The sequence below is a fragment of the Pseudomonas sp. JC1203 genome (genome assembly GCF_056175065.1).
The window spans coordinates 127,720-150,503 of record NZ_JBWCAM010000001.1 but is presented as its reverse complement, the minus strand read 5'-3'; the positions used below and the strand labels follow the sequence as shown (position 1 = coordinate 150,503).

At 59.9% G+C, this 22,784-nt stretch carries 25 protein-coding genes; 2 read left to right on the top strand and 23 right to left on the bottom strand.

Annotation, left to right across the window (positions count from 1 at the left end; genetic code table 11):
- Positions 1-211: 211 nt before the first annotated feature.
- The 18 genes from glmU to AC0SZ7_RS00655 all read right to left on the bottom strand — a co-directional run bounded on the left by glmU (position 212) and on the right by AC0SZ7_RS00655 (position 16,115).
- Positions 212-1,579 carry a bifunctional UDP-N-acetylglucosamine diphosphorylase/glucosamine-1-phosphate N-acetyltransferase GlmU gene (gene glmU / locus AC0SZ7_RS00740; RefSeq protein ID WP_475502535.1) on the bottom strand — a complete coding sequence of 456 codons (1,368 nt, stop codon included), beginning with the start codon at positions 1,577-1,579 and terminating at the stop codon, positions 212-214.
- Positions 1,580-1,691: 112 nt separating this feature from the next.
- A complete protein-coding gene (locus AC0SZ7_RS00735; protein ID WP_416421642.1) occupies positions 1,692-2,117 on the bottom strand; it encodes a F0F1 ATP synthase subunit epsilon in 426 nt (141 codons plus the stop codon).
- Positions 2,118-2,161: 44 nt separating this feature from the next.
- Positions 2,162-3,538: a F0F1 ATP synthase subunit beta gene (gene atpD / locus AC0SZ7_RS00730; protein ID WP_027980916.1), complete on the bottom strand. Its 1,377-nt coding sequence runs from the start codon at positions 3,536-3,538 to the stop codon at positions 2,162-2,164.
- A gap of 27 nt (positions 3,539-3,565) precedes the next feature.
- Positions 3,566-4,426 (bottom strand): F0F1 ATP synthase subunit gamma, encoded by an 861-nt coding sequence (gene atpG / locus AC0SZ7_RS00725; RefSeq protein WP_475502534.1) that lies wholly within the window; start codon positions 4,424-4,426, stop codon positions 3,566-3,568.
- Positions 4,427-4,476: 50 nt separating this feature from the next.
- Positions 4,477-6,021, bottom strand: a complete 1,545-nt coding sequence (gene atpA, locus AC0SZ7_RS00720) for a F0F1 ATP synthase subunit alpha (protein ID WP_475502533.1) — start codon at positions 6,019-6,021, stop codon at positions 4,477-4,479.
- A 21-nt stretch (positions 6,022-6,042) separates the two neighbouring features.
- Positions 6,043-6,579, bottom strand: coding sequence for a F0F1 ATP synthase subunit delta (locus AC0SZ7_RS00715; RefSeq protein WP_008367082.1), 537 nt, complete (start codon positions 6,577-6,579; stop codon positions 6,043-6,045).
- 12 nt (positions 6,580-6,591) lie between these two features.
- The gene (locus tag AC0SZ7_RS00710) at positions 6,592-7,062 is read right to left on the bottom strand and encodes a F0F1 ATP synthase subunit B (protein ID WP_008367083.1); all 471 of its coding nucleotides are present in this window, start codon (positions 7,060-7,062) and stop codon (positions 6,592-6,594) included.
- A gap of 54 nt (positions 7,063-7,116) precedes the next feature.
- Positions 7,117-7,374 carry a F0F1 ATP synthase subunit C gene (gene atpE, locus AC0SZ7_RS00705; protein ID WP_002555987.1) on the bottom strand — a complete coding sequence of 86 codons (258 nt, stop codon included), beginning with the start codon at positions 7,372-7,374 and terminating at the stop codon, positions 7,117-7,119.
- A gap of 146 nt (positions 7,375-7,520) precedes the next feature.
- Entirely contained in the window at positions 7,521-8,390 is an 870-nt protein-coding gene (gene atpB, locus AC0SZ7_RS00700; RefSeq protein WP_475502532.1) for a F0F1 ATP synthase subunit A, read from the bottom strand.
- A gap of 16 nt (positions 8,391-8,406) precedes the next feature.
- On the bottom strand, positions 8,407-8,814 hold the full coding sequence (locus AC0SZ7_RS00695) for a F0F1 ATP synthase subunit I (protein ID WP_027980923.1): 408 nt from the start codon (positions 8,812-8,814) through the stop codon (positions 8,407-8,409).
- A gap of 147 nt (positions 8,815-8,961) precedes the next feature.
- Positions 8,962-9,834 (bottom strand): ParB/RepB/Spo0J family partition protein, encoded by an 873-nt coding sequence (locus AC0SZ7_RS00690; RefSeq protein ID WP_475502531.1) that lies wholly within the window; start codon positions 9,832-9,834, stop codon positions 8,962-8,964.
- A 9-nt stretch (positions 9,835-9,843) separates the two neighbouring features.
- Positions 9,844-10,632, bottom strand: a complete 789-nt coding sequence (locus tag AC0SZ7_RS00685; RefSeq protein ID WP_416421647.1) for a ParA family protein — start codon at positions 10,630-10,632, stop codon at positions 9,844-9,846.
- Positions 10,633-10,650: 18 nt separating this feature from the next.
- Positions 10,651-11,289 (bottom strand): 16S rRNA (guanine(527)-N(7))-methyltransferase RsmG, encoded by a 639-nt coding sequence (gene rsmG, locus AC0SZ7_RS00680; RefSeq protein ID WP_475502963.1) that lies wholly within the window; start codon positions 11,287-11,289, stop codon positions 10,651-10,653.
- A 5-nt stretch (positions 11,290-11,294) separates the two neighbouring features.
- Positions 11,295-13,187 carry a tRNA uridine-5-carboxymethylaminomethyl(34) synthesis enzyme MnmG gene (mnmG, locus tag AC0SZ7_RS00675; RefSeq protein WP_457359051.1) on the bottom strand — a complete coding sequence of 631 codons (1,893 nt, stop codon included), beginning with the start codon at positions 13,185-13,187 and terminating at the stop codon, positions 11,295-11,297.
- Positions 13,188-13,670: 483 nt separating this feature from the next.
- Positions 13,671-14,351 (bottom strand): peptide-methionine (S)-S-oxide reductase MsrA, encoded by a 681-nt coding sequence (msrA, locus tag AC0SZ7_RS00670; protein ID WP_475502530.1) that lies wholly within the window; start codon positions 14,349-14,351, stop codon positions 13,671-13,673.
- A gap of 62 nt (positions 14,352-14,413) precedes the next feature.
- A complete protein-coding gene (locus AC0SZ7_RS00665) occupies positions 14,414-14,674 on the bottom strand; it encodes a pentapeptide MXKDX repeat protein (RefSeq protein WP_475502529.1) in 261 nt (86 codons plus the stop codon).
- A 59-nt stretch (positions 14,675-14,733) separates the two neighbouring features.
- The gene (locus tag AC0SZ7_RS00660; protein WP_475502528.1) at positions 14,734-15,495 is read right to left on the bottom strand and encodes a molybdopterin-dependent oxidoreductase; all 762 of its coding nucleotides are present in this window, start codon (positions 15,493-15,495) and stop codon (positions 14,734-14,736) included.
- Positions 15,492-16,115: a cytochrome b/b6 domain-containing protein gene (locus AC0SZ7_RS00655; protein WP_475502527.1), complete on the bottom strand. Its 624-nt coding sequence runs from the start codon at positions 16,113-16,115 to the stop codon at positions 15,492-15,494. Before AC0SZ7_RS00655 ends, AC0SZ7_RS00660 begins: the two co-directional genes overlap by 4 nt.
- 143 nt (positions 16,116-16,258) lie before the next feature.
- Between AC0SZ7_RS00655 and AC0SZ7_RS00650 the strand changes: the two genes are divergently transcribed.
- Entirely contained in the window at positions 16,259-16,987 is a 729-nt protein-coding gene (locus tag AC0SZ7_RS00650; RefSeq protein WP_475502526.1) for a response regulator transcription factor, read from the top strand.
- A complete protein-coding gene (locus tag AC0SZ7_RS00645; RefSeq protein ID WP_475502525.1) occupies positions 16,984-18,444 on the top strand; it encodes a sensor histidine kinase in 1,461 nt (486 codons plus the stop codon). The genes AC0SZ7_RS00650 and AC0SZ7_RS00645 overlap by 4 nt, the downstream gene beginning before the upstream one ends.
- Positions 18,445-18,447: 3 nt before the next feature.
- Here the strand turns inward: AC0SZ7_RS00645 and mnmE are convergent, their stop codons facing one another.
- The 5 genes from mnmE to rpmH form a co-directional block, all read right to left on the bottom strand.
- Positions 18,448-19,818 carry a tRNA uridine-5-carboxymethylaminomethyl(34) synthesis GTPase MnmE gene (gene mnmE, locus AC0SZ7_RS00640; RefSeq protein ID WP_475502524.1) on the bottom strand — a complete coding sequence of 457 codons (1,371 nt, stop codon included), beginning with the start codon at positions 19,816-19,818 and terminating at the stop codon, positions 18,448-18,450.
- Positions 19,819-19,899: 81 nt separating this feature from the next.
- Positions 19,900-21,585: a membrane protein insertase YidC gene (yidC, locus tag AC0SZ7_RS00635; RefSeq protein WP_475502523.1), complete on the bottom strand. Its 1,686-nt coding sequence runs from the start codon at positions 21,583-21,585 to the stop codon at positions 19,900-19,902.
- A gap of 2 nt (positions 21,586-21,587) precedes the next feature.
- A complete protein-coding gene (gene yidD, locus AC0SZ7_RS00630; RefSeq protein WP_475502522.1) occupies positions 21,588-21,833 on the bottom strand; it encodes a membrane protein insertion efficiency factor YidD in 246 nt (81 codons plus the stop codon).
- A complete protein-coding gene (gene rnpA / locus AC0SZ7_RS00625) occupies positions 21,826-22,227 on the bottom strand; it encodes a ribonuclease P protein component (protein WP_475502521.1) in 402 nt (133 codons plus the stop codon). Before rnpA ends, yidD begins: the two co-directional genes overlap by 8 nt.
- Positions 22,228-22,243: 16 nt before the next feature.
- Positions 22,244-22,378 carry a 50S ribosomal protein L34 gene (gene rpmH / locus AC0SZ7_RS00620; protein WP_003213577.1) on the bottom strand — a complete coding sequence of 45 codons (135 nt, stop codon included), beginning with the start codon at positions 22,376-22,378 and terminating at the stop codon, positions 22,244-22,246.
- Positions 22,379-22,784 lie beyond the last annotated feature (406 nt).

Here is a 22,784-nt window from a genome sequence, read left to right as displayed (position 1 = left end):
GGATGCATCGGATTTTTAACAGCGCCGAATCATGACTAGCATTGACGGCTGCGTTAGCCTCCAACCTTTGGGCCAAGCGTCAGGCTTATCCCCATTCCCAAATATTCACTCACCATCCAGGCTCAGCGTGAGAAGCAGGCGCCGTTTAAAGCTCAAACGGTACCTGCCCCCACGCCTCACCAAGCGAACGCCCAGCCCAGCTGTGGATAACTCAAGACTTCTTGATCTTCACCGGCCGCTTCCAGCCATCAATATTACGCTGGCGTGCACGCCCTACCGCGAGCTGAGCTTCCGCTACATCCTGGGTAATGGTCGAACCCGCCGCAGTCGTAGCACCTGCCTTGATATCCACAGGCGCCACCAGCGAGTTGTTGGTGCCAATGAACGCATCCTCGCCAATGACTGTGCGCCACTTGTTCGCGCCATCATAGTTGCAGGTGATCACCCCGGCACCGATGTTGCTGCGCGCGCCGATGTCGGCATCGCCCAGGTAGGCCAGGTGGCCGGCCTTGGCGCCCGCGCCCATGTGCGCGTTCTTTAGTTCGACGAAGTTACCCACATGGGCGCCCTGGTCCATTACGGTACCCGGGCGCAAGCGTGCGAATGGGCCGGCATCGCTGCCCTCGCCCATCACTGCACCGTCCAGGTGAGTGTTGGCCTTGAGGGTAACGCCTTTGCGCAGGGTGCTGTCCTTGATGTAGCAGTTCGGGCCGATGACCACGTCGTCCTCGATGACTACCTTGCCTTCAAGAATGACGTTGACGTCGATCAGCACGTCGCGGCCCACGGTGACTTCACCGCGCACATCGAAACGCGCCGGGTCGCGCAGGGTCACGCCCTGGGCCATCAGGCGGCGGCCTTCACGCAATTGATAGTGGCGCTCCAGCTCCGACAGCTGGCGACGGTCGTTGGCGCCCTGCACTTCCATGGCGTCCAGCGGCTGCTCGGTGGCAACCACCAGGCCGTCGCCCACTGCCATGGCGATGACGTCGGTGAGGTAATACTCGCCCTGGGCATTGTTGTTGGACAGCCGCCCCAGCCATTCGGCCAGGCGCTTGCCCGGCACTGCGAAAATGCCGGTGTTGCCTTCCTTGATGGCGCGCTGTGCGTCGGTGGCATCCTTGTGTTCGACGATGGCGCTGACCTTGCCGGCGCCATCACGCACGATGCGGCCATAGCCGGTGGGGTCGGCCAGGTTCACGGTCAGCAGCCCCAGCTGGTCCGGGGTCACCAGCGCCAGCAGGCGTTGCAGGGTGTCGACTTCGATCAGCGGCACGTCACCGTAGAGAATCAGCACCGTTTCGGCGGTGATGTTCGGCACGGCCTGGGCCACGGCGTGGCCGGTACCCAGTTGCTGGGCCTGCAGCACGAAATTCAGGTCCGGGGCCGCCAGGCGTTCGCGCACCAGCTCCGCGCCATGGCCGATGACCACATGAATGCCTTGGGGCGAAAGCTGCCGGGCGCTGTGGATAACATGGCCGAGCATGGAATTGCCCGCCACCGGGTGCAGGACCTTGGGAATGGCCGAACGCATGCGGGTGCCCTGGCCTGCGGCGAGAATGACGATATCGAGAGACATTGAGTGGCTACCAATCCGGGCTGGTCGGCGAATGCGACCGGGAGATGAAAAGCGGAAAAAGAAAAAGGGTAGCCGAGGCTACCCTTTTTCTCAATCGCTCAAAAGTTGCGGCTTATTTGCCGAACTTCTTGCGGATCTGCTGAACGGTACGCAGCTGCGCAGTGGCCTCGGCCAGGCGTGCCGCAGCAGCGCCGTAGTCGAAGTCCGCGCCTTGCTCGTTCAGGGCCTTCTGGGCAGCCTTGACGGCTTCCTGAGCAGAGGCTTCATCCAGGTCGGCAGCGCGCTGCACGGTGTCGGCCAGGACCTTCACCATGTTCGGCTGAACCTCGAGGAAACCACCGGAGATGTAATACACCTCCTCGTCTCCACCCTGCTTGATCAAGCGGATCGGACCTGGCTTCAGATTGGTGAGCAACGGTGCGTGGCCCAGGGCAACGCCCAGGTCACCCAGTTCACCGTGTGCAATCACCATCTCGACCAGACCGGAGAAGATTTCCCCTTCCGCGCTGACGATATCGCAATGGACTGTCATAGCCATCTGCTTGCCTCAACCTGATTAGCGCCCGTTGCCGGGCGCCAGGATTACAGTTTCTTGGCTTTCTCGATCGCTTCTTCGATGCCGCCGACCATGTAGAACGCTTGTTCTGGCAGGTGGTCGTAGTCACCGTTGAGGATGCCTTTGAAGCCAGCAATGGTGTCTTTCAGGGAAACGTATTTGCCCGATGCACCAGTGAAGACTTCAGCCACGAAGAACGGCTGCGACAGGAAGCGCTGAATCTTACGAGCGCGGGTAACGAGTTGCTTGTCGGATTCCGACAGCTCGTCCATACCCAGGATCGCGATGATGTCTTTCAGCTCTTTGTAACGCTGCAGCACGTACTGAACGCCACGAGCGGTGTCGTAGTGTTCCTGGCCGATGACCAGTGGGTCCAGCTGGCGCGAAGTCGAGTCCAGTGGATCGACCGCTGGGTAGATACCCAGGGAGGCGATGTCACGGGACAGTACGACGGTGGCGTCCAAGTGGGCGAACGTGGTGGCTGGCGACGGGTCAGTCAGGTCGTCCGCAGGTACGTATACAGCTTGTACCGAGGTGATCGAACCGGACTTGGTCGAAGTGATGCGCTCTTGCAGAGTGCCCATCTCTTCAGCCAGGGTCGGCTGGTAACCTACGGCCGATGGCATACGACCCAGCAGTGCCGAAACTTCGGTACCGGCCAGGGTGTAACGGTAGATGTTGTCGACGAACAGCAGAACGTCGTTACCTTCGTCACGGAATTTCTCGGCCATGGTCAGGCCGGTCAGCGCTACGCGCAGACGGTTGCCTGGTGGCTCGTTCATTTGACCGTAGACCAGGGCAACCTTGTCCAGAACGTTGGAGTCCTTCATCTCGTGATAGAAGTCGTTACCTTCACGAGTACGCTCACCCACACCGGCGAACACGGAGTAACCGCTGTGTTCCATCGCGATGTTACGGATCAGTTCCATCATGTTTACGGTCTTGCCTACACCGGCACCACCGAACAGACCAACTTTACCGCCTTTGGCGAACGGGCAGACCAGGTCGATAACCTTGATGCCGGTTTCCAGCAGATCGTTGCCACCAGCTTGCTCGGCGAACGAAGGAGCGGGTTGGTGGATACCACGACGCTCTTCTTCACCGATCGGGCCAGCTTCGTCGATCGGGTTGCCCAGGACGTCCATGATACGGCCCAGGGTCGCTTTACCGACTGGTACCGAGATTGGCGCCTTGGTGTCGACAACGTCCAGGCCGCGTTTCAGGCCTTCGGTCGAACCCATTGCAATAGTACGAACCACGCCGTCGCCCAGCTGTTGCTGAACTTCCAGAGTGGTTGGCGCGCCTTGAACATTCAGCGCGCTGTAGATGCTCGGTACGCTGTCACGTGGAAATTCCACGTCGATGACGGCGCCGATGATTTGAACGATACGTCCGCTACTCATAGCAGGATCCTCTGAATATTTGAACCGTTAAACCGCGGCAGCGCCGCCGACGATTTCCGAGATCTCTTGGGTGATCGCAGCCTGACGCGCCTTGTTGTAGACCAGCTGCAATTCGCTGATCAGGTCGCCGGCGTTGTCGGTGGCGTTCTTCATCGCGATCATCCGCGCAGCTTGTTCAGCCGCGTTGTTCTCAACCACCGCCTGGTAGACCTGCGACTCCACGTAGCGAACCATCAAGCCGTCCAGCAGCTCCTTGGCGTCGGGTTCGTAGAGGTAGTCCCAGTGGTGCTTGAGCTCTTGATCCGGGGTTGCGACCAACGGAATCAATTGCTCGACCGTTGGCTTTTGCGTCATGGTATTCACGAACTTGTTGGACACCACGGACAGGCGATCAATACGGCCATCCAGGTAGGCATCCAGCATCACCTTGACGCTGCCGATCAGATCATTGATCGATGGCTCTTCGCCCAGGTGGCTGATCGCTGCAACGACGTTGCCGCCAAAGCTGCGGAAAAACGCCGCACCCTTGCTGCCAACCACGCACAGATCGATCTCGACGCCGCGCTCGCGGTTTACCGCCATGTCCTTGACCAGGGCCTTGAACAGGTTGGTATTCAAGCCGCCGCACAGACCACGGTCACTGCTCACTACCACATAACCGACGCGCTTTACTTCGCGATCGATCATGAAGGGGTGGCGGTATTCCGGGTTGGCGTTGGCCAGATGACCAATCACCTGGCGGATATGCTCCGCGTAAGGACGGCTGGCTGCCATGCGCATTTGAGCCTTGCGCATTTTGCTGACCGCCACTTTTTCCATGGCGCTGGTAATTTTTTGCGTGCTTTTGATGCTCGCAATCTTACTGCGAATCTCTTTTGCGCCTGCCATGTAACACCTATCAGGTTAGCAAGCGGGAGCCTCGCGGCTCCCGCTGCGGCTTACCAGGTTTGGGTGGCCTTGAACTTCTCGATACCGGCTTTGATGCCAGCGTCGATTTCGTCATTGAAGTCACCCTTCACGTTGATCTTCGCCATCAAATCGGCGTGATCGCGGTTGAAGTAAGCAATCAGGGCCTGCTCGAAGCTACCGATCTTGGCGATTTCGACGTCAGTCAGGAAACCACGCTCAGCGGCGTACAGCGACAGCGCCATGTCCGCGATGGACATAGGAGCGTATTGCTTCTGCTTCATCAGCTCGGTAACGCGCTGACCGTGCTCCAGTTGCTTGCGGGTGGCTTCGTCCAGGTCAGAAGCGAACTGGGCGAATGCAGCCAGTTCACGGTACTGAGCCAGAGCGGTACGGATGCCACCGGACAGCTTCTTGATGATCTTGGTCTGAGCGGCACCACCCACACGGGATACCGAAACACCGGCGTTCACTGCAGGGCGGATGCCCGAGTTGAACATGGCCGATTCCAGGAAGATCTGACCGTCGGTGATGGAAATCACGTTGGTCGGAACGAACGCGGAAACGTCGCCAGCCTGGGTTTCGATGATCGGCAGTGCGGTCAGGGAACCGGTCTTGCCAGTCACTGCACCGTTGGTGAACTTCTCAACGTACTCTTCCGAAACGCGCGATGCACGCTCCAGCAGACGGGAGTGGAGATAGAACACGTCACCTGGGTAGGCTTCACGGCCTGGTGGACGGCGCAGCAGCAGGGAAATCTGGCGGTAAGCCACTGCTTGCTTCGACAGATCGTCATAAACGATCAGCGCGTCTTCACCGCGGTCACGGAAGAATTCACCCATGGTGCAGCCGGAGTACGGCGCCAGGTATTGCAGTGCGGCGGATTCCGAAGCGCTGGCGGCAACAACGATGGTGTTGGCCAGGGCGCCGTTCTCTTCCAGCTTGCGCACGATGTTGGCGATGGTCGATTGTTTCTGACCGATTGCCACGTACACGCAGAAGATGCCGCTGTTTTTCTGGTTGATGATCGCGTCGATCGCCATGGCGGTCTTGCCGATCTGGCGGTCACCGATGATCAGCTCACGCTGGCCACGGCCGACAGGGATCATGGCGTCAACCGACTTGTAGCCAGTCTGTACAGGCTGGTCTACCGACTTACGCCAGATCACGCCCGGTGCAACTTTCTCGACCGCGTCGGTCTCGGTGTTGCCCAGTGGACCTTTGCCATCAACAGGGTTACCCAGTGCGTCGACTACGCGACCCAGCAGTTCCTTACCAACCGGAACCTGCAGGACGCGGCCAGTGCACTTGGCGCTCATGCCTTCGGCCAGGGACTGGTAAGCACCGAGGATAACGGCACCTACGGAGTCCTGCTCCAGGTTGAGGGCCATACCGAAGACGCCGCCCGGAAACTCGATCATCTCGCCGTACATGACGTCGGCCAGACCGTGAATCCGCACGATACCGTCAGATACGCTGACGACAGTGCCTTCGTTACGGGCTTGGGAGGTCACATCGAGCTTGTCGATGCGGCCCTTGATAATTTCACTTATTTCGGAAGGATTGAGTTGCTGCATTGCTCTGCTGCCCCTTCAAACTCAAGATTTCAATGCTTCGGCCAGCTGCGCGAGTTTGCCACGCACTGAACCATCGATTACCAGGTCGCCAGCGCGAATGACAACACCCCCGATGAGGGAGGCGTCTAGCGCGGCGTGCAGTCGCACTTCTCGGCCGAGCCGTGCACTGAGAACCTTGGCGAGTTTGTCTTGCTGTTCGTCGTTCAATGCAAAAGCACTGGTTACTTCCACGTCCACGGATTTCTCGAGCTCGGCCTTGTACAGGTCGAACTGAGCGGCGATCTCCGGCAACAGCAGGAGACGGTCGTTTTCCGCGACAACATGAATGAAATTCTGTGCCTGGCTATCAAACTTTTCACCGCACACTTCAATGAAAGTGGCGGCCTTTTGTGCGCTCGTCAGTCGCGGGGCCTTGAGCAGGCGCTGCATGGTGTCGTCTTCCGACACCGCAGCAGCCAGGCCGAGCATGGCTGACCAATTGGCCAGTTGCTGGTGGGCCTGGGCATGCTCGAAGGCTGCCTTAGCGTAAGGTCGGGCCAACGTGGTCAGTTCTGCCATGATCGCCCTCGCTTAGATTTCTGCAGCCAGTTTGTTAACCAGCTCCGCGTGCGCGTTTTGATCGATTGTGGCGCCCAGGATCTTCTCGGCACCGCCTACGGCCAGAGCACCCACTTGGGCACGCAGCGCGTCTTTGACACCGTTCAGTTCCTGCTCGATCTCGGCCTGAGCCTGAGCCTTCACGCGATCAGCTTCGACACGGGCCTGTTCACGGGCCTCGTCGACGATCTGAGCGCCGCGTTTCTTGGCTTGCTCAATGATTTCGGCTGCCTGAGCTTTAGCATCGCGCAGTTGCTGACCCGCTTTGTCTTGGGCCAGCTCCAGGTCGCGAGCTGCTCGTTGTGCAGCGTCCAGTCCATCCGCGATCTTCTTCTGACGTTCTTGCAAAGCCGCGATGACCGGAGGCCACACGAACTTCATGCAAAACAGTACAAAAATGAAGAACGCAACGGACTGGCCAATCAGGGTTGCATTAATGTTCACGCCAACACCTCGCTCGTTCTTTGTTCACACCAATCAGCTCGAAGGTTCGAGAGATTAGCCAGCGAGTTGACCAACGAAGGGGTTCGCGAAGGTGAAGAACAGAGCGATACCAACACCGATCATGGTTACGGCGTCGAGCAGACCGGCAACGATGAACATTTTAACTTGCAGCATTGGGACCATTTCTGGCTGGCGAGCTGCGCCTTCCAGGAATTTGCCGCCCAGCAGGCCAAAGCCGATAGCAGTACCCAGAGCACCCAGGCCGATCAGCAGAGCAACAGCGATAGCGGTTAGACCAACTACAGTTTCCATCTTTCCTCCCGACTTTTACGTCGTATTGGTTAGGTTTTTTAGATTAAAGCGGTAAAACAAACCGTTTTTGCAGCAGCCCCGGCAGACTCCCCCCAAGGGCACCCTTCCACCGGGGTGGAAGGGTCATCAGACACGCCAGGCGGGTCTTAATGGTTCTCTTCGTGCGCCATCGACAGGTAGACGATGGTCAGCATCATGAAGATAAAGGCCTGCAGGGTGATGATCAGGATGTGGAACACAGCCCACGCCCACTGCAGTACTACGCCCAGACCGCTCAGCCACAGCAGACCGCTGCCGAACATCACTGCGATCAGGATGAACACCAGCTCGCCGGCATACATGTTGCCGAACAGTCGCAGGGCCAGAGAGATTGGCTTGGCGATCAAGGTGACGAATTCAAGCAGGAAGTTGACCGGGATCAGAATGATCTGAACCAGCATGTTCTTGCTGCTGAACGGGTGCAGGGTCAGTTCGCCCAGGAAGCCACCGATGCCCTTGATCTTGATGCTGTAGAAAATGATCAGCGCGAACACCGACAGGGCCATGCCCAGGGTGGCGTTCGGGTCAGTGGTGGACACTGCGCGGAACGGAATCTCGTGATCGCCAGTAACGGCGGCGGCCAGATGAGGAATCCAGTCGACCGGGATCAGGTCGATGGCGTTCATCAGGAACACCCAGGCGAAAATGGTCAGGGCCAGGGGAGCGATCACGGCGCTACGGCCGTGGAAGCTGTCCTTGACGCTGCCGTCGACGAACTCTACCAGCACTTCGACGAAGTTCTGCAGGGCGCCAGGTTGGCCGGAAGTCGCCTTCTTCGCCGCCATGCGGAAAATCAGGACGAAAATCAGGCCCAGGGCCACAGACCAGCCGAGGGTATCGACGTGGAAAGCCCAAAAGCCCATTTCCTTGGCTTGTGCTGCGGAGTGGGCAAAGCCCCAGCCGCCGTCTGGTAGTTGACCGAAGGTCAAGTTCTGCAAGTGGTGCTGGATATAGCCCGAAGCGGTTTCTGCTGCCATGGTTGCCTCAAACGCCCTAAGGTCTCGAAAGTCTTGTTTTCATCAGCAGGGGTGCGAACCAGCTGACCAGTTGGGTCAGCACGAAGACACCGAATACTGCCAACGGCGCCAATGGCTTCACTCCTGCAAACGTCAGCGCGAACAGCACTGCCGTCAAAATCAATTTGCCTGCCTCGCCGGCGTAGAACGACCGGACGATGGCTTGCGCAGCTCGGGCCCCGGTAAACCGGAAAGCCTTGTGAGCAAAATACAAATTCGGCAACCAGGCAATCAGTCCCCCAAGGAGGCCTGAATATCCAGTGACTGCCCCGCGCCACTGCCACAACGCCAAGGCTGCCAACAGAAACACGACACATTGAGCCAGCAATACCGGAAATACCGCCAAGCGATGGAAGGGCAGGCGGTTTGGCGTGCGGGTTTCCATCACAATTGCTCCTCGTGAGTCGGCTCGCCAAAATCAGTGACTTGGCATAATTTGTGCCGACAAAATGCGCGCAGAGTATAGGGGCGGTTCAGCCCCTATTCAACTGCTCGGTAGTGATTTCCGACTGCGCGCTACAGAAGGATTGTTTCAGCGAATGTGGGCGAGCACGCCCTGGAGCTCATCCAGGGAGTTGTAACGGATGACCAGCTGACCCTTGCCCTTCTGCCCGTGGCGTATCTGCACATCAGAGCCCAGACGCTCTGCCAGGCGCTGCTCAAGGCGGGTTATGTCCGGATCAGGTTTGCTCGTTTCGACCGGCTCAGGCTTGCCGCTGAGCCATTGGCGAACCAGTGCCTCGGTTTGGCGCACGGTGAGACCGCGTGCGACAACATGTCGCGCCCCCTCGACCTGCTGTTCGTCCGGCAGACCGAGCAATGCACGGGCGTGGCCCATCTCGAGGTCGCCATGGGAAAGCATGGTCTTGATGACTTCCGGCAGCGTGATCAGGCGCAGCAGGTTGGCCACGGTGACCCGCGACTTGCCCACCGCATCGGCGACCTGTTGCTGGGTCAGCTGGAATTCCTGCTGCAGGCGCTGCAACGCGATGGCTTCTTCCACCGGGTTGAGGTCTTCGCGCTGGATGTTCTCGATCAGCGCCATGGCGATGGCCGCCTCGTCAGGCACATCGCGAACCATGGCCGGGATGGTGTCCATGCCGGCCTGCTGGCTTGCGCGCCAGCGGCGTTCACCGGCAATGATCTCGAAGCGGTTGTTGCCGATCGGGCGCACCACGATCGGCTGCATCACGCCCTGGTTCTTGATCGAGTGGGCGAGTTCTTCCAGCGCCTGCGGGTCCATGTCCCGGCGTGGCTGGTATTTGCCGCGCTGGATCACGTCCAGGGGCAGGTGCTGCAATTCTCTCTGGTCGACCTTGACGGCCTGTTCTTCCAGCGCGCTGACGGTAGGCCCGCTGAGCAGGGCATCCAGTCCACGTCCGAGACCTCGTTTCTTCACGGCCATGTGGATTCCTTAAGCTTTTTCAGCGCGAGTTTGGCGGCGCTGACGACGGACCATCTCGCCCGCCAGGGCCAGGTAGGCCAGAGCACCACGCGATTGTTTGTCGTAAGCCAGTGCCGGCATGCCGAAGCTCGGCGCCTCTGCCAGGCGGACGTTACGCGGAATGACCGTGTCGTACAGCTGGTCGCCGAAGTGTTCCTTGAGTTGCGCGGACACATCGTTGATCAGGCTCAGGCGCGGGTCGTACATGGTCCGCAGCAGGCCTTCGATCTTCAGTTCCGGGTTCAGCAGCTCGGCGATGCGCTTGATGTTATCCACAAGGTCGCTCAAGCCTTCCAGGGCGAAGTACTCGCACTGCATGGGGATGATCACCCCATCGGACGCCACCAGAGCGTTCAGGGTCAGCATGGACAGCGACGGCGGGCAGTCGATCAGGATGTAGTCGTAGCTTTCACGGATAGGCGCCAGCGCAGTACGCAGGCGGCTCTCCTTCATCTGCATTTCCAGCAGCACCACTTCGGCCGCGGTGAGGTCACGGTTGGCCGGCAACAGCTGGTAGCCGCCGTGCTCGGAGAAGTGCATGGCCTGGTTCAGGTCGCACTCGCCGATCAACAGGTCATAGACCGAGTTTTCCAGGCCGTGCTTATCCACACCGCTACCCATGGTGGCGTTGCCCTGTGGATCGAGGTCGATCAGCAGCACGCGGCGCTTGGTCGCGACCAGCGATGCTGCGAGGTTGATGCAGGTGGTGGTTTTGCCCACACCACCTTTCTGGTTCGCTATCGCGAATACCTTAGCCATTCTTGCGTGTGTTCCCAATCATGCCGTGCGGCGCAGTATCAGCAGATGACGTTGGCCTTGGCAACCCGGTACGGTCAAGGCCAGTGCGCTTTCGAGGTGAAAATCTGCCGGTAATGCTACCAGCTCATCGGCAGGATGCAGCCCTTTCATTGCCAACCAGCGCGTATTCGTGTCGCCCAGGTGTCGCGTCCAGTTGCTGAAGTCTTCCAGGCTGCTGAATGCGCGCGAAATAATTCCGTTGAACGGTACCGGTGGCTGGAACGCTTCGACCCGGCTGTGGATAACTTGCAGGTTGTCCAGTTTCAGCTCCAGCTTGACCTGGGTGATGAACCGGGTCTTCTTGCCGTTGCTGTCCAGGCAGGTGATTTTCTTCTCCGGGAACAGGATGGCCAACGGCACGCCAGGCATGCCGCCACCGCTACCCACGTCCAGCCAGCGCTCGCCTTCACCGATGTGGGCGATCACGCTGAGGCTGTCCAGCAGGTGGCGCGACACCATCTCGTCCGGGTCGCGCACGGCGGTCAGGTTGTAGGCCTTGTTCCACTTGATCAACAGGGCCAGGTAGGCCAGCAGCTGATCGTGCTGGGCCTGGCTCAGTTCGACGCCCAGTTCCCGTGCCCCTTGGGCCAATTCCTGCGAGTGGTGTGGGGTGACCATAGAACTCAAGCGCTTTGCTCCAACTCACGGCCTGCGCCGCGTTTTTTCAAATGAATCATCAACAGCGAAATCGCCGCCGGGGTCACGCCCGGGATGCGCGAAGCCTGGCCCAGCGTTTCGGGGCGAGTTATCCCCAGCTTGCCCTGGATTTCCTTGGACAGGCCGGAAATCGCAGCGTAGTCGATATCCACAGGCAGCTTGGTGTTCTCGCTGGCACGCAGACGGGCGATCTCGTCCTGTTGACGGTCGATGTAGCCGGCGTACTTGGCCTTGATCTCGACCTGTTCGGCCACGGTTGGGTCCACGGCGCCTTCGCCGGTTACCTCGATCAGGCCGTTGTAGTCGATTTCCGGACGGGTCAGCAGGCTCATCAGGTTGTATTCGTGGCCCAGTGGCGTGCCGAATTTTTCGGCAATCGCATCACCTCGCTCGGTACCTGGGCGTACCCAGGTGCTCTTCAGGCGCTGTTCTTCCAGCTCGATGGCTTCGCGCTTGGCGCAGAAGGCGGCCCAGCGGGCGTCGTCGACCAGGCCCAGTTCGCGACCTTTCTCGGTCAGGCGCAGGTCGGCGTTGTCTTCGCGCAGGATCAGCCGGTATTCGGCGCGCGAGGTGAACATCCGGTACGGCTCCTGGGTACCCAGGGTAATCAGGTCGTCGACCAGTACACCGATGTACGCCTCGTCGCGGCGCGGGCACCAGGCATCACGGCCCTGGGCGCGCAACGCCGCGTTGGTACCGGCCAGCAGGCCTTGCGCACCGGCTTCTTCGTAACCGGTGGTGCCGTTGATCTGGCCAGCGAAGAACAGGCCGGCGATGACCTTGGTCTCCAGGCTGTACTTCAGGTCGCGCGGGTCGAAGTAGTCGTATTCGATGGCGTAGCCCGGGCGAACGATGTGGGCATTTTCCATGCCGCGGATCGAACGCACGATCTGCAGCTGCACGTCGAAGGGCAACGAGGTCGAGATGCCGTTCGGGTAAAGCTCATGGGTGGTCAGGCCTTCCGGCTCGATGAACACCTGATGGCTTTCCTTGTCGGCAAAGCGGTGGATCTTGTCTTCGATGGACGGGCAGTACCGCGGGCCGACACCTTCGATCACACCCGAATACATGGGCGAGCGGTCGAGGTTGGCGGCAATGATCTCGTGGGTTCGGGCGTTGGTGTGGGTAATCCAGCAACTGACCTGGCGTGGGTGCAGTTCCTTGGAACCCATGAACGACATCACCGGGATCGGCGTGTCGCCCGGCTGCTCGGTCATCACCGAGAAGTCCACCGAACGACCATCGATGCGCGGTGGCGTACCGGTTTTCAGGCGCCCTACACGCAGCGGGAATTCACGCAGCCGGCGCGCCAGCGCGGTGGAGGGTGGATCACCTGCACGGCCGCCGGAGTAATTTTCCAGGCCAATGTGGATAAGTCCTGCCAGGAAGGTACCGGCGGTCAATACCACGGAGTCGGCAAAGAAGCGCAGACCCATTTGGGTGACCACGCCGCGTACCTGGTCCTGTTCGACGATCAGGTCATCGCACGACTGCTGGAATATCCACAGGTTGGGCTGGTTTTCCAGGATTTCGCGTACCGCTGCCTTGTACAGGATGCGGTCGGCCTGTGCCCGGGTGGCACGCACGGCCGGGCCCTTGCGGTTGTTCAACACGCGGAACTGAATGCCGCCTTTATCGGTGGCCAACGCCATGGCGCCGCCGAGCGCATCGATCTCTTTGACCAGATGGCTCTTGCCGATACCGCCAATAGCGGGGTTGCAGCTCATTTGCCCGAGGGTTTCCACGTTATGTGTCAACAGCAGGGTTTTTGCGCCCATGCGTGCTGACGCAAGCGCAGCCTCGGTTCCGGCATGGCCGCCGCCGATGACGATCACTTCAAAACGGGAAGGGAAATCCACCACGCACCTCGTGCCTGTTCATTGATGGGTAATTGGGATAGCTCACCAGTATAGGGACTTACCCCCCTCTAAAGAAACCTTTTGCACAAAATTTAACCAGCTGGGGATGAGCGGCAGGAACGGGATCTAAAAATAAAAAAAGAGAAAGAAATTTATTAAAGCTTTGTTTTTATGTTTATTCTTATGCACCTGCCAATCTGTGGATAAAGCTCTAGAGCCCTTTAACGGCGTACTGTACAGAGAAATTGAACCCTGTGGTCATGTGCACAGGAGCCCGTTGGATAAGCGCTTTAAACCTGTGGATGAAATCACCACTTACCCACAGGAGGAGTTGTCTCCAGCTTTGAAGCCTGCTTATCACCAGAGCTGAAGCGCTGTTATCCACAGGGCTTATTTCTGGGTTGTTGATAGATTTTGAAACCCATTGACACAAAAAAGCCGCCCGAAGGCGGCTGATATTTCATCCACAGGTGGATAAGTGAGTTAGCGACTGACCAATACAGGGTCTTCGCGGTACCGGTTGGCGAACAGCTTGGCCAGATTGGCGATCTTCGGCTGGTCATTGACCATGATGTAGAAGCTACCTGGGTTCTGAACCAGGTAATCCTGATGGTAGGCCTCGGCGGGGAAGAAGCCGTTGAGGTTCTCGACCGTGGTGGCCAGCGGTTTGCCAAACGCATGGGTTGCGTCCAGCTGGGCGATATACGCCTGGGCTACCTGGCGTTGTTCGGCATCGGCGACAAAGATAGTCGAACGGTACTGGGTGCCAGTGTCCGGGCCCTGGCGGTTGAGCTGGGTCGGGTCATGGGCCACCGAGAAATAGATCTGCAGTAGCTGGCCATAGCTGATCTGCGTTGGGTCATACGTCACCTGCACCGACTCGGCATGCCCGGTATCTCCGGAGCCAACCTCCTCGTAATGCGCGGTACGGGCCAGCCCACCGGCATATCCCGAAACCGCCTGTGTCACCCCTTTCACATGTTCGAACACACCCTGCACGCCCCAGAAGCAGCCGCCAGCAAATACGGCAGTCTCGCTGTGGACAGTTTTGCTGGTCTCGTCGAGCTTGGGTGCATCAATGACAACCGCAGACTCTGCCGCCTGGGCACAGGCGGCTGTGGACAAGATGGCGGCGGCCAGTACGCTACGGAATATCGCTTTCATCGCTGTCTCCATCGACAGGGCGCCGGCACGCGTGTGGATAACCGTGCCGGCACGCTTTCAGATCACTGATCCTTGCTCATGGAATCCTTGCTCATCCCATCCTTGGACATGCTGTCTTTTTTCATTTCATCCTTTTTCATGCTGTCCTTGGTCATGGCGTCTTTCTTCATTGTCGTGTCTTTTTTCATCGTGTCCTTGGTCATGGCGCCGCTGGACATGCTGTCGTTGCTCATCGAACCATTGCTCATGGTGTCGGCGGCGTAGGCGCCAGCAGCGCCAACGGCCAGGCACAGTGCCAATACGACGGAGGATGTTGTTTTCATGGTGTTTCTCCTTGCAGGTTGGGTAGATGCGCGGCGGGTGCCGCACTGTGGATAAGCCTTCAACTGCCGCCGAACCAGTTGTAACCCTGGTCCTCCCAATACCCACCGGGGTAGGTGTTGGTGACGAAAATGGCCTGGATGTGCTTGGGGTTTTTGTAGCCTAACTTGGTCGGCATGCGCAGCTTCATGGGGAAGCCATACCGGCGCGGCAGGGTCTGCCCGTCATAGGTCAGTGCCAGCAATGTCTGTGGATGCAGTGCGGTGGCCATGTCGATGCTGGTGTAGTAGTCATCCGCGCACTTGAACCCCACGAACCTGGCGCTGGTATCGGCGCCCACGCGCTGCAGGAAGTCGCTGAACCGCACGCCGCCCCAGCGGCCGATGGCGCTCCAGCCTTCGACGCAGATGTGCCGGGTGATCTGGTCGGTCTGGGCCATGGCGTGCAGCTCATCCAGGCGCCAGCTGCGCTTGTCGGCGACCAGGCCGGTGACCTCGAGGCGGTAAGCGTCTGCTTCGACAGTGGGGGCTTCGTCCTCGCTGTAAAAGGCGTTGAACGGAAACGGCCGGGTGATCATTGATGGGTCATACACTGGCGCCAGCGCCTTGGGGTCGAACAGCCAGCCCTGGACCCGGTCGTTGAAGCGCGAGATGCCGGCCAAGGCCGTTTCCACATGCTTGTCGTCGCTGAGGTTGCAGCCACTGAGCATGGCCACGCCACCCAGGGTCAGGCCGCGCAACAGGAAATTCCGGCGCCCGGCATCATGAATGCGCGGGGCGAGCAGTTTGCGTGCTTCAGCGAGAATGGATTTATGCACAGTCATGACGGTTTGCCCCCTTTGCCGGTGATCATCAACAGCAGGGTGCGCGGAACCACCGCCACCATTACCAGGTGCACCGCCACGAAGCCCACCAGCAACGCCATGGCGATGAAGTGCACACGCCGCGCGGCTTCGTACCCACCCAGCAATTCGCGCAGCAGGCCAAACTGGACGGATTTCCACAGCACCAGCCCGGAAACTATCAACAGGGCTATATCGACAATGGCGAACAGGTAGGCCAGCCGCTGCACCTGGTTGTAGTGGCTGAGGTCATCGTGGGCGAGCTTGCCGCGCAACGCTGTGGATAAATCCCGGAGCACGCCGCGAGGGGAAAGGGGGAAAAAGCGTGTGAATAACCTGCCACTGGCAATGTTCAGCATCAGGTACAGGACACCATTCACGAACAGCAGCCACATGCCCGCGAAATGCCACTGCAAGGCGCCACCCAGCCAGCCGCCCAAGGTCAGCTGGGCGGGGAAACTGAAAGGCAGGAATGGCGCCGCATTGAAGATGCGCCATCCGCTGGTGACCATGACCAGCACGGCCAGGGCATTGAGCCAGTGGGTCAGGCGCAGCCAGCCAGGGTGGCTGGCAGGGGTGGTTAAAGATGCTGTGCTGGCCATCGCAGGCTCCGGGTATAAGCGTTCATGGGGCCATTGTTGAAGCTGCCCGGTCGCCAAGTCCTCACGCAGAGTTAAATTAAATGTGATAACTGCGGCCGCCATTTTTCGCCACAATGAGCTATCAGCTGCCTGGGGATAACTGCATGGAAAGGCCTAAACGCGTACTCATCGTCGAGGACGACGCACACATCGCCGACTTGCTGCGCCTGCACCTTCGTGACGAAGGCTACGTGGTGGAGCACGCCGATGACGGCAATGTGGGCGTGCGCATGCTTGAGGAAGGCCAGTGGGATGCGCTGGTGCTGGACTTGATGCTGCCGGGCATCGATGGCCTGGAGATCTGCAAGCGTGCGCGTGCCATGGCCCGCTACACCCCGATCATCATCACCAGTGCGCGCTCGAGCGAGATGCACCGCATCCTTGGCCTTGAACTGGGCGCCGACGATTACCTGGCCAAGCCGTTCTCGATGATGGAGCTGGTGGCCCGGGTGCGTGCCCTGCTGCGGCGCACCGACGCCATGGCGCGCAACGCGCGGCTGGAGTCCGGCCTGTTGATAAGTCATGGCCTTGCCATCGACCCGGTAGCGCGTGAATCAAGCCTGGACGGCAGGCCATTGGGCCTTACCCCGCGTGAATTCGACCTGCTGTACTTCTTCGCACGGCACCCCGACCAGGTGTTTTCGCGCATGGACCTGCTCAACGAGGTGTGGGGTTATCAACATGACGGCTACGAACACACCGTGAATACCCACATCAACCGCCTGCGCACCAAGATCGAAGAAGACCCGGCCGCGCCCAGGCGCATCCTCACCGTATGGGGGCGCGGCTACAAGTTCGCCGCCACCCCGGCGGCCGCGGAGACACCCTCATGAAAGCCCTATCCCTCAGCCAGCGGCTATCGCTGGTGTTCGCAGCCTTGCTACTGGCCTGCAGCGGCGTGGCCATGTGGCTGCAGGTCAGCGCCAGCACGCGGCATGAGCAGGAAGTGGTGCAGCGCCTGTCCAGCGGCCTGGCTGCGCACATCGCCGGCACCGCGCAGCTCATGGATGCCAGCGGCTGGCGCCCAGAAGCGGTGCACGAGCTGTTCGACAAGCTGATGGCGGTGAACCCCTCGGTGGAGCTGTATCTGCTGTCCAGGGACGGCAGGATCGTGGGTAACGGTGCCCCGGACAATAATCTCAAGCGCACGAGCATCGATCTCGGCCCTGTGCATAAGTTTCTGCAGGGCGCAGCACTTCCCGTGCTGGGCCAGGACCCGCGAAACCTGGGTGTGGATAAGGTATTCAGCGCTGCGCCGGTGCAGGTCGGTGGGCACGATGGCGGCTATGTCTACGTGGTGTTGCAGGGTGAAGCCCATGACGCATTGGCGGCCGCCCTGTCGCGCGATTCAACGTTGCGCGTGGCCCTGTGGATAATGTGCATCATGGCAGTGCTCAGCCTGGTCATGGGTTTGATCGCGTTCCGCCTGATCACTCGGCCGCTCAAGGCCCTGACGCAAACCGTGCGTGAATTCGATGCCAACGGCCACAAGGCCGCCGCATTGCCGGCCCAGCCTGTGGATAAAGGTGATGAAATTGGCGTGCTAAGCGCCGCTTTCGCGCAGATGGGCCAGCGCATCGCCGACCAATGGCAGGAATTGACCCGCCAGGACCAGCAGCGTCGCGACCTGGTGGCGAACATTTCCCATGACTTGCGCACCCCCCTGACCTCTCTGCATGGCTACCTGGAAACATTGCGTATCAAAGATGAGAGCCTGACCCAGGAAGAACGCCGCCATTACCTGGACGTGGCCCTTGGGCAGAGCCGCAAGGTGGGCCGGCTGGCGCAGGAATTGTTCGAGCTGGCGCGGCTGGAGTCGGGCCTGGTTCATCCACAGGCAGAGACCTTCGCCCTGCCCGACCTGGTCCAGGATGTGTTGCAGAAGTTCGAGTTGGCGGCCGAGGCGCGCCAGCAGCGGCTGGAAGTGGACATGCCGCAGTCACTGCCCACGGTGAATGCCGACCTGGGCATGATCGAACGGGTGTTGACCAACTTGCTGGACAACGCCATCCGCCACAACCCACCGGGTACACGGATCATCGTGCGGCTGGTGGGTCAGGCGGGGGATGTCGAGGTAGCAGTGATCGACACCGGCAAGGGTATCGACCCGCAATTGCGCGCGGGCCTGTTCACCCGCGCCTCGGCGTTGCGCCGGACTTCACCGGACAGCGGCGGCCTGGGACTGATTATCGTCAAGCGCATGCTGCAACTACACGGCAGTGATATCCACATCAGTGCCGGCACGCCCGGCGGCACCGTGATGACCTTTCAGTTATCCACAGCGCCGTGACGGTTACTTGCCGATACAGAAACTCGAGAAGATGCGGCCCAGCAGGTCATCGGAGCTGAACGCGCCGGTGATCTCGCCGAGCGAATGCTGAGCCTGACGCAAATCTTCGGCCAACAATTCGCCGGCGCCTGCCAGAGTCAGCTGGTCCCGGCCATGTTCCAGGGCCTGGCTGGCATGGCGTAACGCATCCAGGTGGCGGCGGCGGGCGCTGAAGCTGCTTTCGGCGGTCTGCTCATAACCCATGCAGGCCTTCAGGTGCTCGCGCAGCAGGTCCAGGCCCTGCCCTTCATCCTTGGCGCTGAGGCTGATGGTGACGTGGCCATCGGCGCTTTGCTGCATATCCACAGCCTCACCGGTGAGGTCAGCCTTGTTGCGGATCAGCGTGACCTTGGCCATATCCGGGCGGGTTTCAAGAAATTCCGGCCACAACGCGAACGGGTCATTGGCTTCGGGGGCGCTGGCGTCCACCACCAGCAGCACGCGGTCTGCCTCGCCGATGGCCTTGAGCGCGCGTTCCACGCCAATTTTTTCCACCTGGTCTTCGGTATCGCGCAGCCCGGCGGTGTCGACCACGTGCAGCGGCATACCGTCGATGTGGATATGTTCGCGCAAGATATCCCGGGTGGTGCCGGCGATGTCGGTGACGATCGCCGCTTCCCGGCCGGCCAGCAGGTTCAGCAGGCTCGACTTACCGGCATTCGGGCGGCCGGCGATGACCACGGTCATGCCGTCGCGCAACAGTGCGCCCTGCCCGGCTTCGCGCATTACTGTGGACAAGTTGTCACGCACGTCATCGAGCATGCTCAGCACGTGGCCATCGGCAAGGAAGTCGATTTCCTCTTCCGGGAAGTCGATGGCCGCCTCGACGTAGATGCGCAAGGCGATCAGTTTTTCCGTGAGGCCGTCGACCCGCCGCGAAAACGCACCCTGCAACGAGCGCACGGCATTGCGCGCGGCCTGGGCAGAGCTGGCTTCGATCAGGTCGGCGATGGCTTCGGCCTGCGCCAGGTCAAGCTTGTCGTTAAGGAACGCCCGTTCACTGAACTCACCTGGCCGCGCCAGGCGGCAGCCCAATTCCAGGCAACGCTGCAGCAGCATGTCCAGCACCACCGGGCCGCCGTGGCCCTGCAGTTCCAGCACATCTTCACCGGTGAACGAATTCGGGCCGGGAAAATACAGCGCCAGGCCTTCATCGATGACCTCGCCTTCGGCGGTACGCATCGGCCCGTAGTGGGCATGGCGCGGGGTCAGCTGGCGCCCGGCGATGGCCTGCGCCGCGGCATTGGCCAATGGCCCGGAAATGCGCACGATACCCACGCCGCCGCGGCCCTGGGCGGTAGCAATGGCGGCAATGGTTTCACGGGGAGTGTTCATGGGGCAGGCCTCAATAAATCGACAGATAGCAAAACGCCCCACGAATGGGGCGTTTATCCACAGGTTAGATGATCAACCTGTTCAGGCGGCAGCTTTCTTGCTTTTCGCCTCGATACCACGAGTGATGTACCACTGTTGCAGGATCGACAGGGTGTTGTTGGTCACCCAGTACATCACCAGACCTGCAGGGAACCACAGGAAGAAGAAGGTGAAGACGATCGGCATCAGCTTCATCACCTTGGCCTGCATCGGATCCGGCGGCGTCGGGTTCAGGCGCTGCTGGATGAACATGGTCGCGCCCATGATGATCGGCAGGATGAAGAACGGGTCCTTGATCGACAGGTCGGTGATCCACAGCAGCCATGGCGCCTGGCGCATCTCGACGCTTTCCAGCAGTACCCAGTACAGCGACAGGAAGACCGGCATCTGCACCACGATAGGCAGGCAGCCACCCAGCGGGTTGATCTTCTCTTTCTTGTACAGCTCCATCATGGCCTGGGACAGTTTCTGACGGTCATCGCCGAACTGTTCCTTCAGCTGGGCCAGGCGCGGGGCCACGGCACGCATGCGCGCCATCGACTTGTAGCTGGCGGCCGACAGCGGGAAGAACAGCAGCTTGATCATCAGGGTCAGGACGATGATCGAGAAGCCCCAGTTACCCAGCAGCATGTGGATATGTTTCAGCAGCCAGAAGATCGGCTGGGCAATGAACCACAGGATGCCGTAGTCGACGGTCAGTTCCAGGCCAGGCGCCAGCTCTTTCAGCTTGTCCTGGATTTTCGGACCGGCGTACAGCACGGCGCTGGTTTCGACCTTGGCGCCTGGCGCTGCAGTCAGCGTCGGGCCAGTGAAGCCGATGATGTAGTTGCCAGCACTGTCCTTGCGGGTCGACATGGCGTTGTTATCCGAATGGTTCGGAATCCACGCCGTGACGAAGTAGTGTTGCAGCCAGGCTACCCAACCACCCTGAACGGTTTCTTTCAGGTTGCCCTTGTCGATATCTTTCATCGATATCTTCTTGTAGGGCTCGGCCGGAGTGCCCAGGGCGGCGCCCAGGTAGGTCGCGGTGCCGGTGGCGGTGCTCGAGGACGGGTCGCCGCTGTTGTCACGCTTGAGTTGCGCGAACAGGTTGCCCGACCACGGCGTGGTGCCCTGGTTGTCGATCAGGTAGCTGACCTTCAGGTCGTACTCGCCGCGTTCCAGGCTGAAACGCTTGATGTAGTTGACGCCATTGGAGGAGAACTTCAGGTCCACGACCAGCTGGTTCTGGCCGTCGGCCAGTTGGTAGCTCTTCTGTTCGGTGCTGTACAGCGGGCGACCGGTGGAACGCGAGTCCGGACCGTCGGTGCCAACCAGGCCGCTCTGGGCCAGGTAGGTGCGCTCGCCGCCATTGTCGAACAGCTGGAACGGCACGTCAGGATGGTCCTGGCGGCGCGGGTATTCCGGCAGAGTCAACTGGGCGACGTCGCCCCCGTTAGGATCGATAGCCAGATCCAGGACATCGGTCTTGATGCGGATCAGGTTCTTGCTGCCGGCATCCGGGGCCAAGGTTGGCGCGGGAGCGTTGGCAGAAGGGGCGCTGGGTACGTCGGCACTCGCTTGAGCATTGTTAGCCAACGGGGCTTCGGGCAAATCCGATGCGCCAGTGCTGGTAGCAACATTCTGAGTCGGCAAGGCAGCCTGGCCATAGTCCTGGTTCCATTTCAGGACCATGGAGTAGGACACGACTGCCAGTGCGGCGATCAGGATCGTGCGTTTAATATCCATGATTACTCGGCTATCGAAGAATTACGGGGAGATGGGGCTGGCGGAACCGGGTCAAGACCACCGGCGTGCCAGGGGTGGCAACGACCCAGACGACGTAGGGTCAGCCAGCTGCCGCGAAGAAGGCCATGGGTTTCGATGGCTTCAAGCGCGTAGCAGGAACAACTGGGGTAGAAACGACAGTGATTGCCCATCAAAGGACTGATGGCATAGCGGTAAAACTGGATCGGAACGATGGCCAGTTTACGCATCTTGACTGTCTACCCCTTCAGATTCGGTCTTTACCGCTGGGGCGGGCCTACTACGGGCTAGTCGCTTCCAGAGCTTGCCAAAATGCTGATGCAGTTCCGGGTTTTCCACGTCACCCAAACCTTTCCGCGCGACGATGACGATATCCCAGCCAACCAGGAGTTCCTGGTGCAGGCGGAACGAGTCGCGCATCAAGCGTTTGAGTCGGTTGCGCTGAACGGAGAGCTTGACGCTCTTTTTGCCGATCACTAACCCCAGACGAGGGTGATCGAGCTCGTTTTCGCGCGCAAGGAGCAGCAGGTTTTTCCCTGGAACCTTGCCGGTTGGGGAGTCAAAGACCGCTTTGAAGTGTCGGGCTGTCAGAAGACGCTTTTCCCGACTGTAGTCCTGACTCACCCCCAGTGCCGAGTGATCAAACTGCCAGACGCGCACGGCCTTTGGCACGGCGACGCGACAGAACGGCACGGCCGTTTTTGGTGGCCATGCGAGCACGGAAGCCGTGAGTGCGGGCGCGTTTGATGGTGCTGGGTTGGAAAGTACGTTTCATGGCGTGTTACCTGGTTCGTCCACAACGGGCCGGAATGGTCCCCGTTTTAAGAGACCGGCGATTCTAGTGAAAGCAAGGCCTCAGGTCAATTTCCAACCAGCTTTTCCTTTACATAGGCATGACCGTCGGTCTGACTGACCAAACCTTGCGCAAACATAAAAATAAAGAAGGAGCTTATTTAAAGCTTTTTTGTAGAGCTTATAGATCTTAGGCAGGCACCTTTCTGTGGATAACCCTTTTCAGCCCTTGTTTCACCTGATGTACAGCGTCTGGTAACCCTGTCGAGAAGCGGTGCTGCGGCTGTGCTCTGCCCTCGGAAAAGCTGTGCATGGAACGGTGAGTTATGCACAGGCGAGTTATGCACAGTTTTCGACCCCCACTTGTGCAGAATGCTCAGTGGTGGTTA

Bases quoted from the DNA above. Each gene is read 5' to 3' on its own strand.
- yidD (WP_475502522.1), bottom strand. From the start codon at position 21,833: ATGCGTAAACTGGCCATCGTTCCGATCCAGTTTTACCGCTATGCCATC.
- AC0SZ7_RS00650 (WP_475502526.1), top strand. From the start codon at position 16,259: ATGGAAAGGCCTAAACGCGTACTCATCGTCGAGGACGACGCACACATC.
- AC0SZ7_RS00695 (WP_027980923.1), bottom strand. From the start codon at position 8,814: ATGGAAACCCGCACGCCAAACCGCCTGCCCTTCCATCGCTTGGCGGTA.
- yidC (WP_475502523.1), bottom strand. From the start codon at position 21,585: ATGGATATTAAACGCACGATCCTGATCGCCGCACTGGCAGTCGTGTCC.
- AC0SZ7_RS00685 (WP_416421647.1), bottom strand. From the start codon at position 10,632: ATGGCTAAGGTATTCGCGATAGCGAACCAGAAAGGTGGTGTGGGCAAA.
- atpG (WP_475502534.1), bottom strand. From the start codon at position 4,426: ATGGCAGGCGCAAAAGAGATTCGCAGTAAGATTGCGAGCATCAAAAGC.
- AC0SZ7_RS00660 (WP_475502528.1), bottom strand. From the start codon at position 15,495: ATGACTGTGCATAAATCCATTCTCGCTGAAGCACGCAAACTGCTCGCC.
- AC0SZ7_RS00690 (WP_475502531.1), bottom strand. From the start codon at position 9,834: ATGGCCGTGAAGAAACGAGGTCTCGGACGTGGACTGGATGCCCTGCTC.
- AC0SZ7_RS00735 (WP_416421642.1), bottom strand. From the start codon at position 2,117: ATGGCTATGACAGTCCATTGCGATATCGTCAGCGCGGAAGGGGAAATC.
- atpD (WP_027980916.1), bottom strand. From the start codon at position 3,538: ATGAGTAGCGGACGTATCGTTCAAATCATCGGCGCCGTCATCGACGTG.
- atpA (WP_475502533.1), bottom strand. From the start codon at position 6,021: ATGCAGCAACTCAATCCTTCCGAAATAAGTGAAATTATCAAGGGCCGC.
- rsmG (WP_475502963.1), bottom strand. From the start codon at position 11,289: ATGGTCACCCCACACCACTCGCAGGAATTGGCCCAAGGGGCACGGGAA.
- atpE (WP_002555987.1), bottom strand. From the start codon at position 7,374: ATGGAAACTGTAGTTGGTCTAACCGCTATCGCTGTTGCTCTGCTGATC.
- AC0SZ7_RS00655 (WP_475502527.1), bottom strand. From the start codon at position 16,115: ATGGCCAGCACAGCATCTTTAACCACCCCTGCCAGCCACCCTGGCTGG.
- rpmH (WP_003213577.1), bottom strand. From the start codon at position 22,378: ATGAAACGTACTTTCCAACCCAGCACCATCAAACGCGCCCGCACTCAC.
- AC0SZ7_RS00715 (WP_008367082.1), bottom strand. From the start codon at position 6,579: ATGGCAGAACTGACCACGTTGGCCCGACCTTACGCTAAGGCAGCCTTC.
- AC0SZ7_RS00665 (WP_475502529.1), bottom strand. From the start codon at position 14,674: ATGAAAACAACATCCTCCGTCGTATTGGCACTGTGCCTGGCCGTTGGC.
- AC0SZ7_RS00645 (WP_475502525.1), top strand. From the start codon at position 16,984: ATGAAAGCCCTATCCCTCAGCCAGCGGCTATCGCTGGTGTTCGCAGCC.
- msrA (WP_475502530.1), bottom strand. From the start codon at position 14,351: ATGAAAGCGATATTCCGTAGCGTACTGGCCGCCGCCATCTTGTCCACA.
- glmU (WP_475502535.1), bottom strand. From the start codon at position 1,579: ATGTCTCTCGATATCGTCATTCTCGCCGCAGGCCAGGGCACCCGCATG.
- atpB (WP_475502532.1), bottom strand. From the start codon at position 8,390: ATGGCAGCAGAAACCGCTTCGGGCTATATCCAGCACCACTTGCAGAAC.
- mnmE (WP_475502524.1), bottom strand. From the start codon at position 19,818: ATGAACACTCCCCGTGAAACCATTGCCGCCATTGCTACCGCCCAGGGC.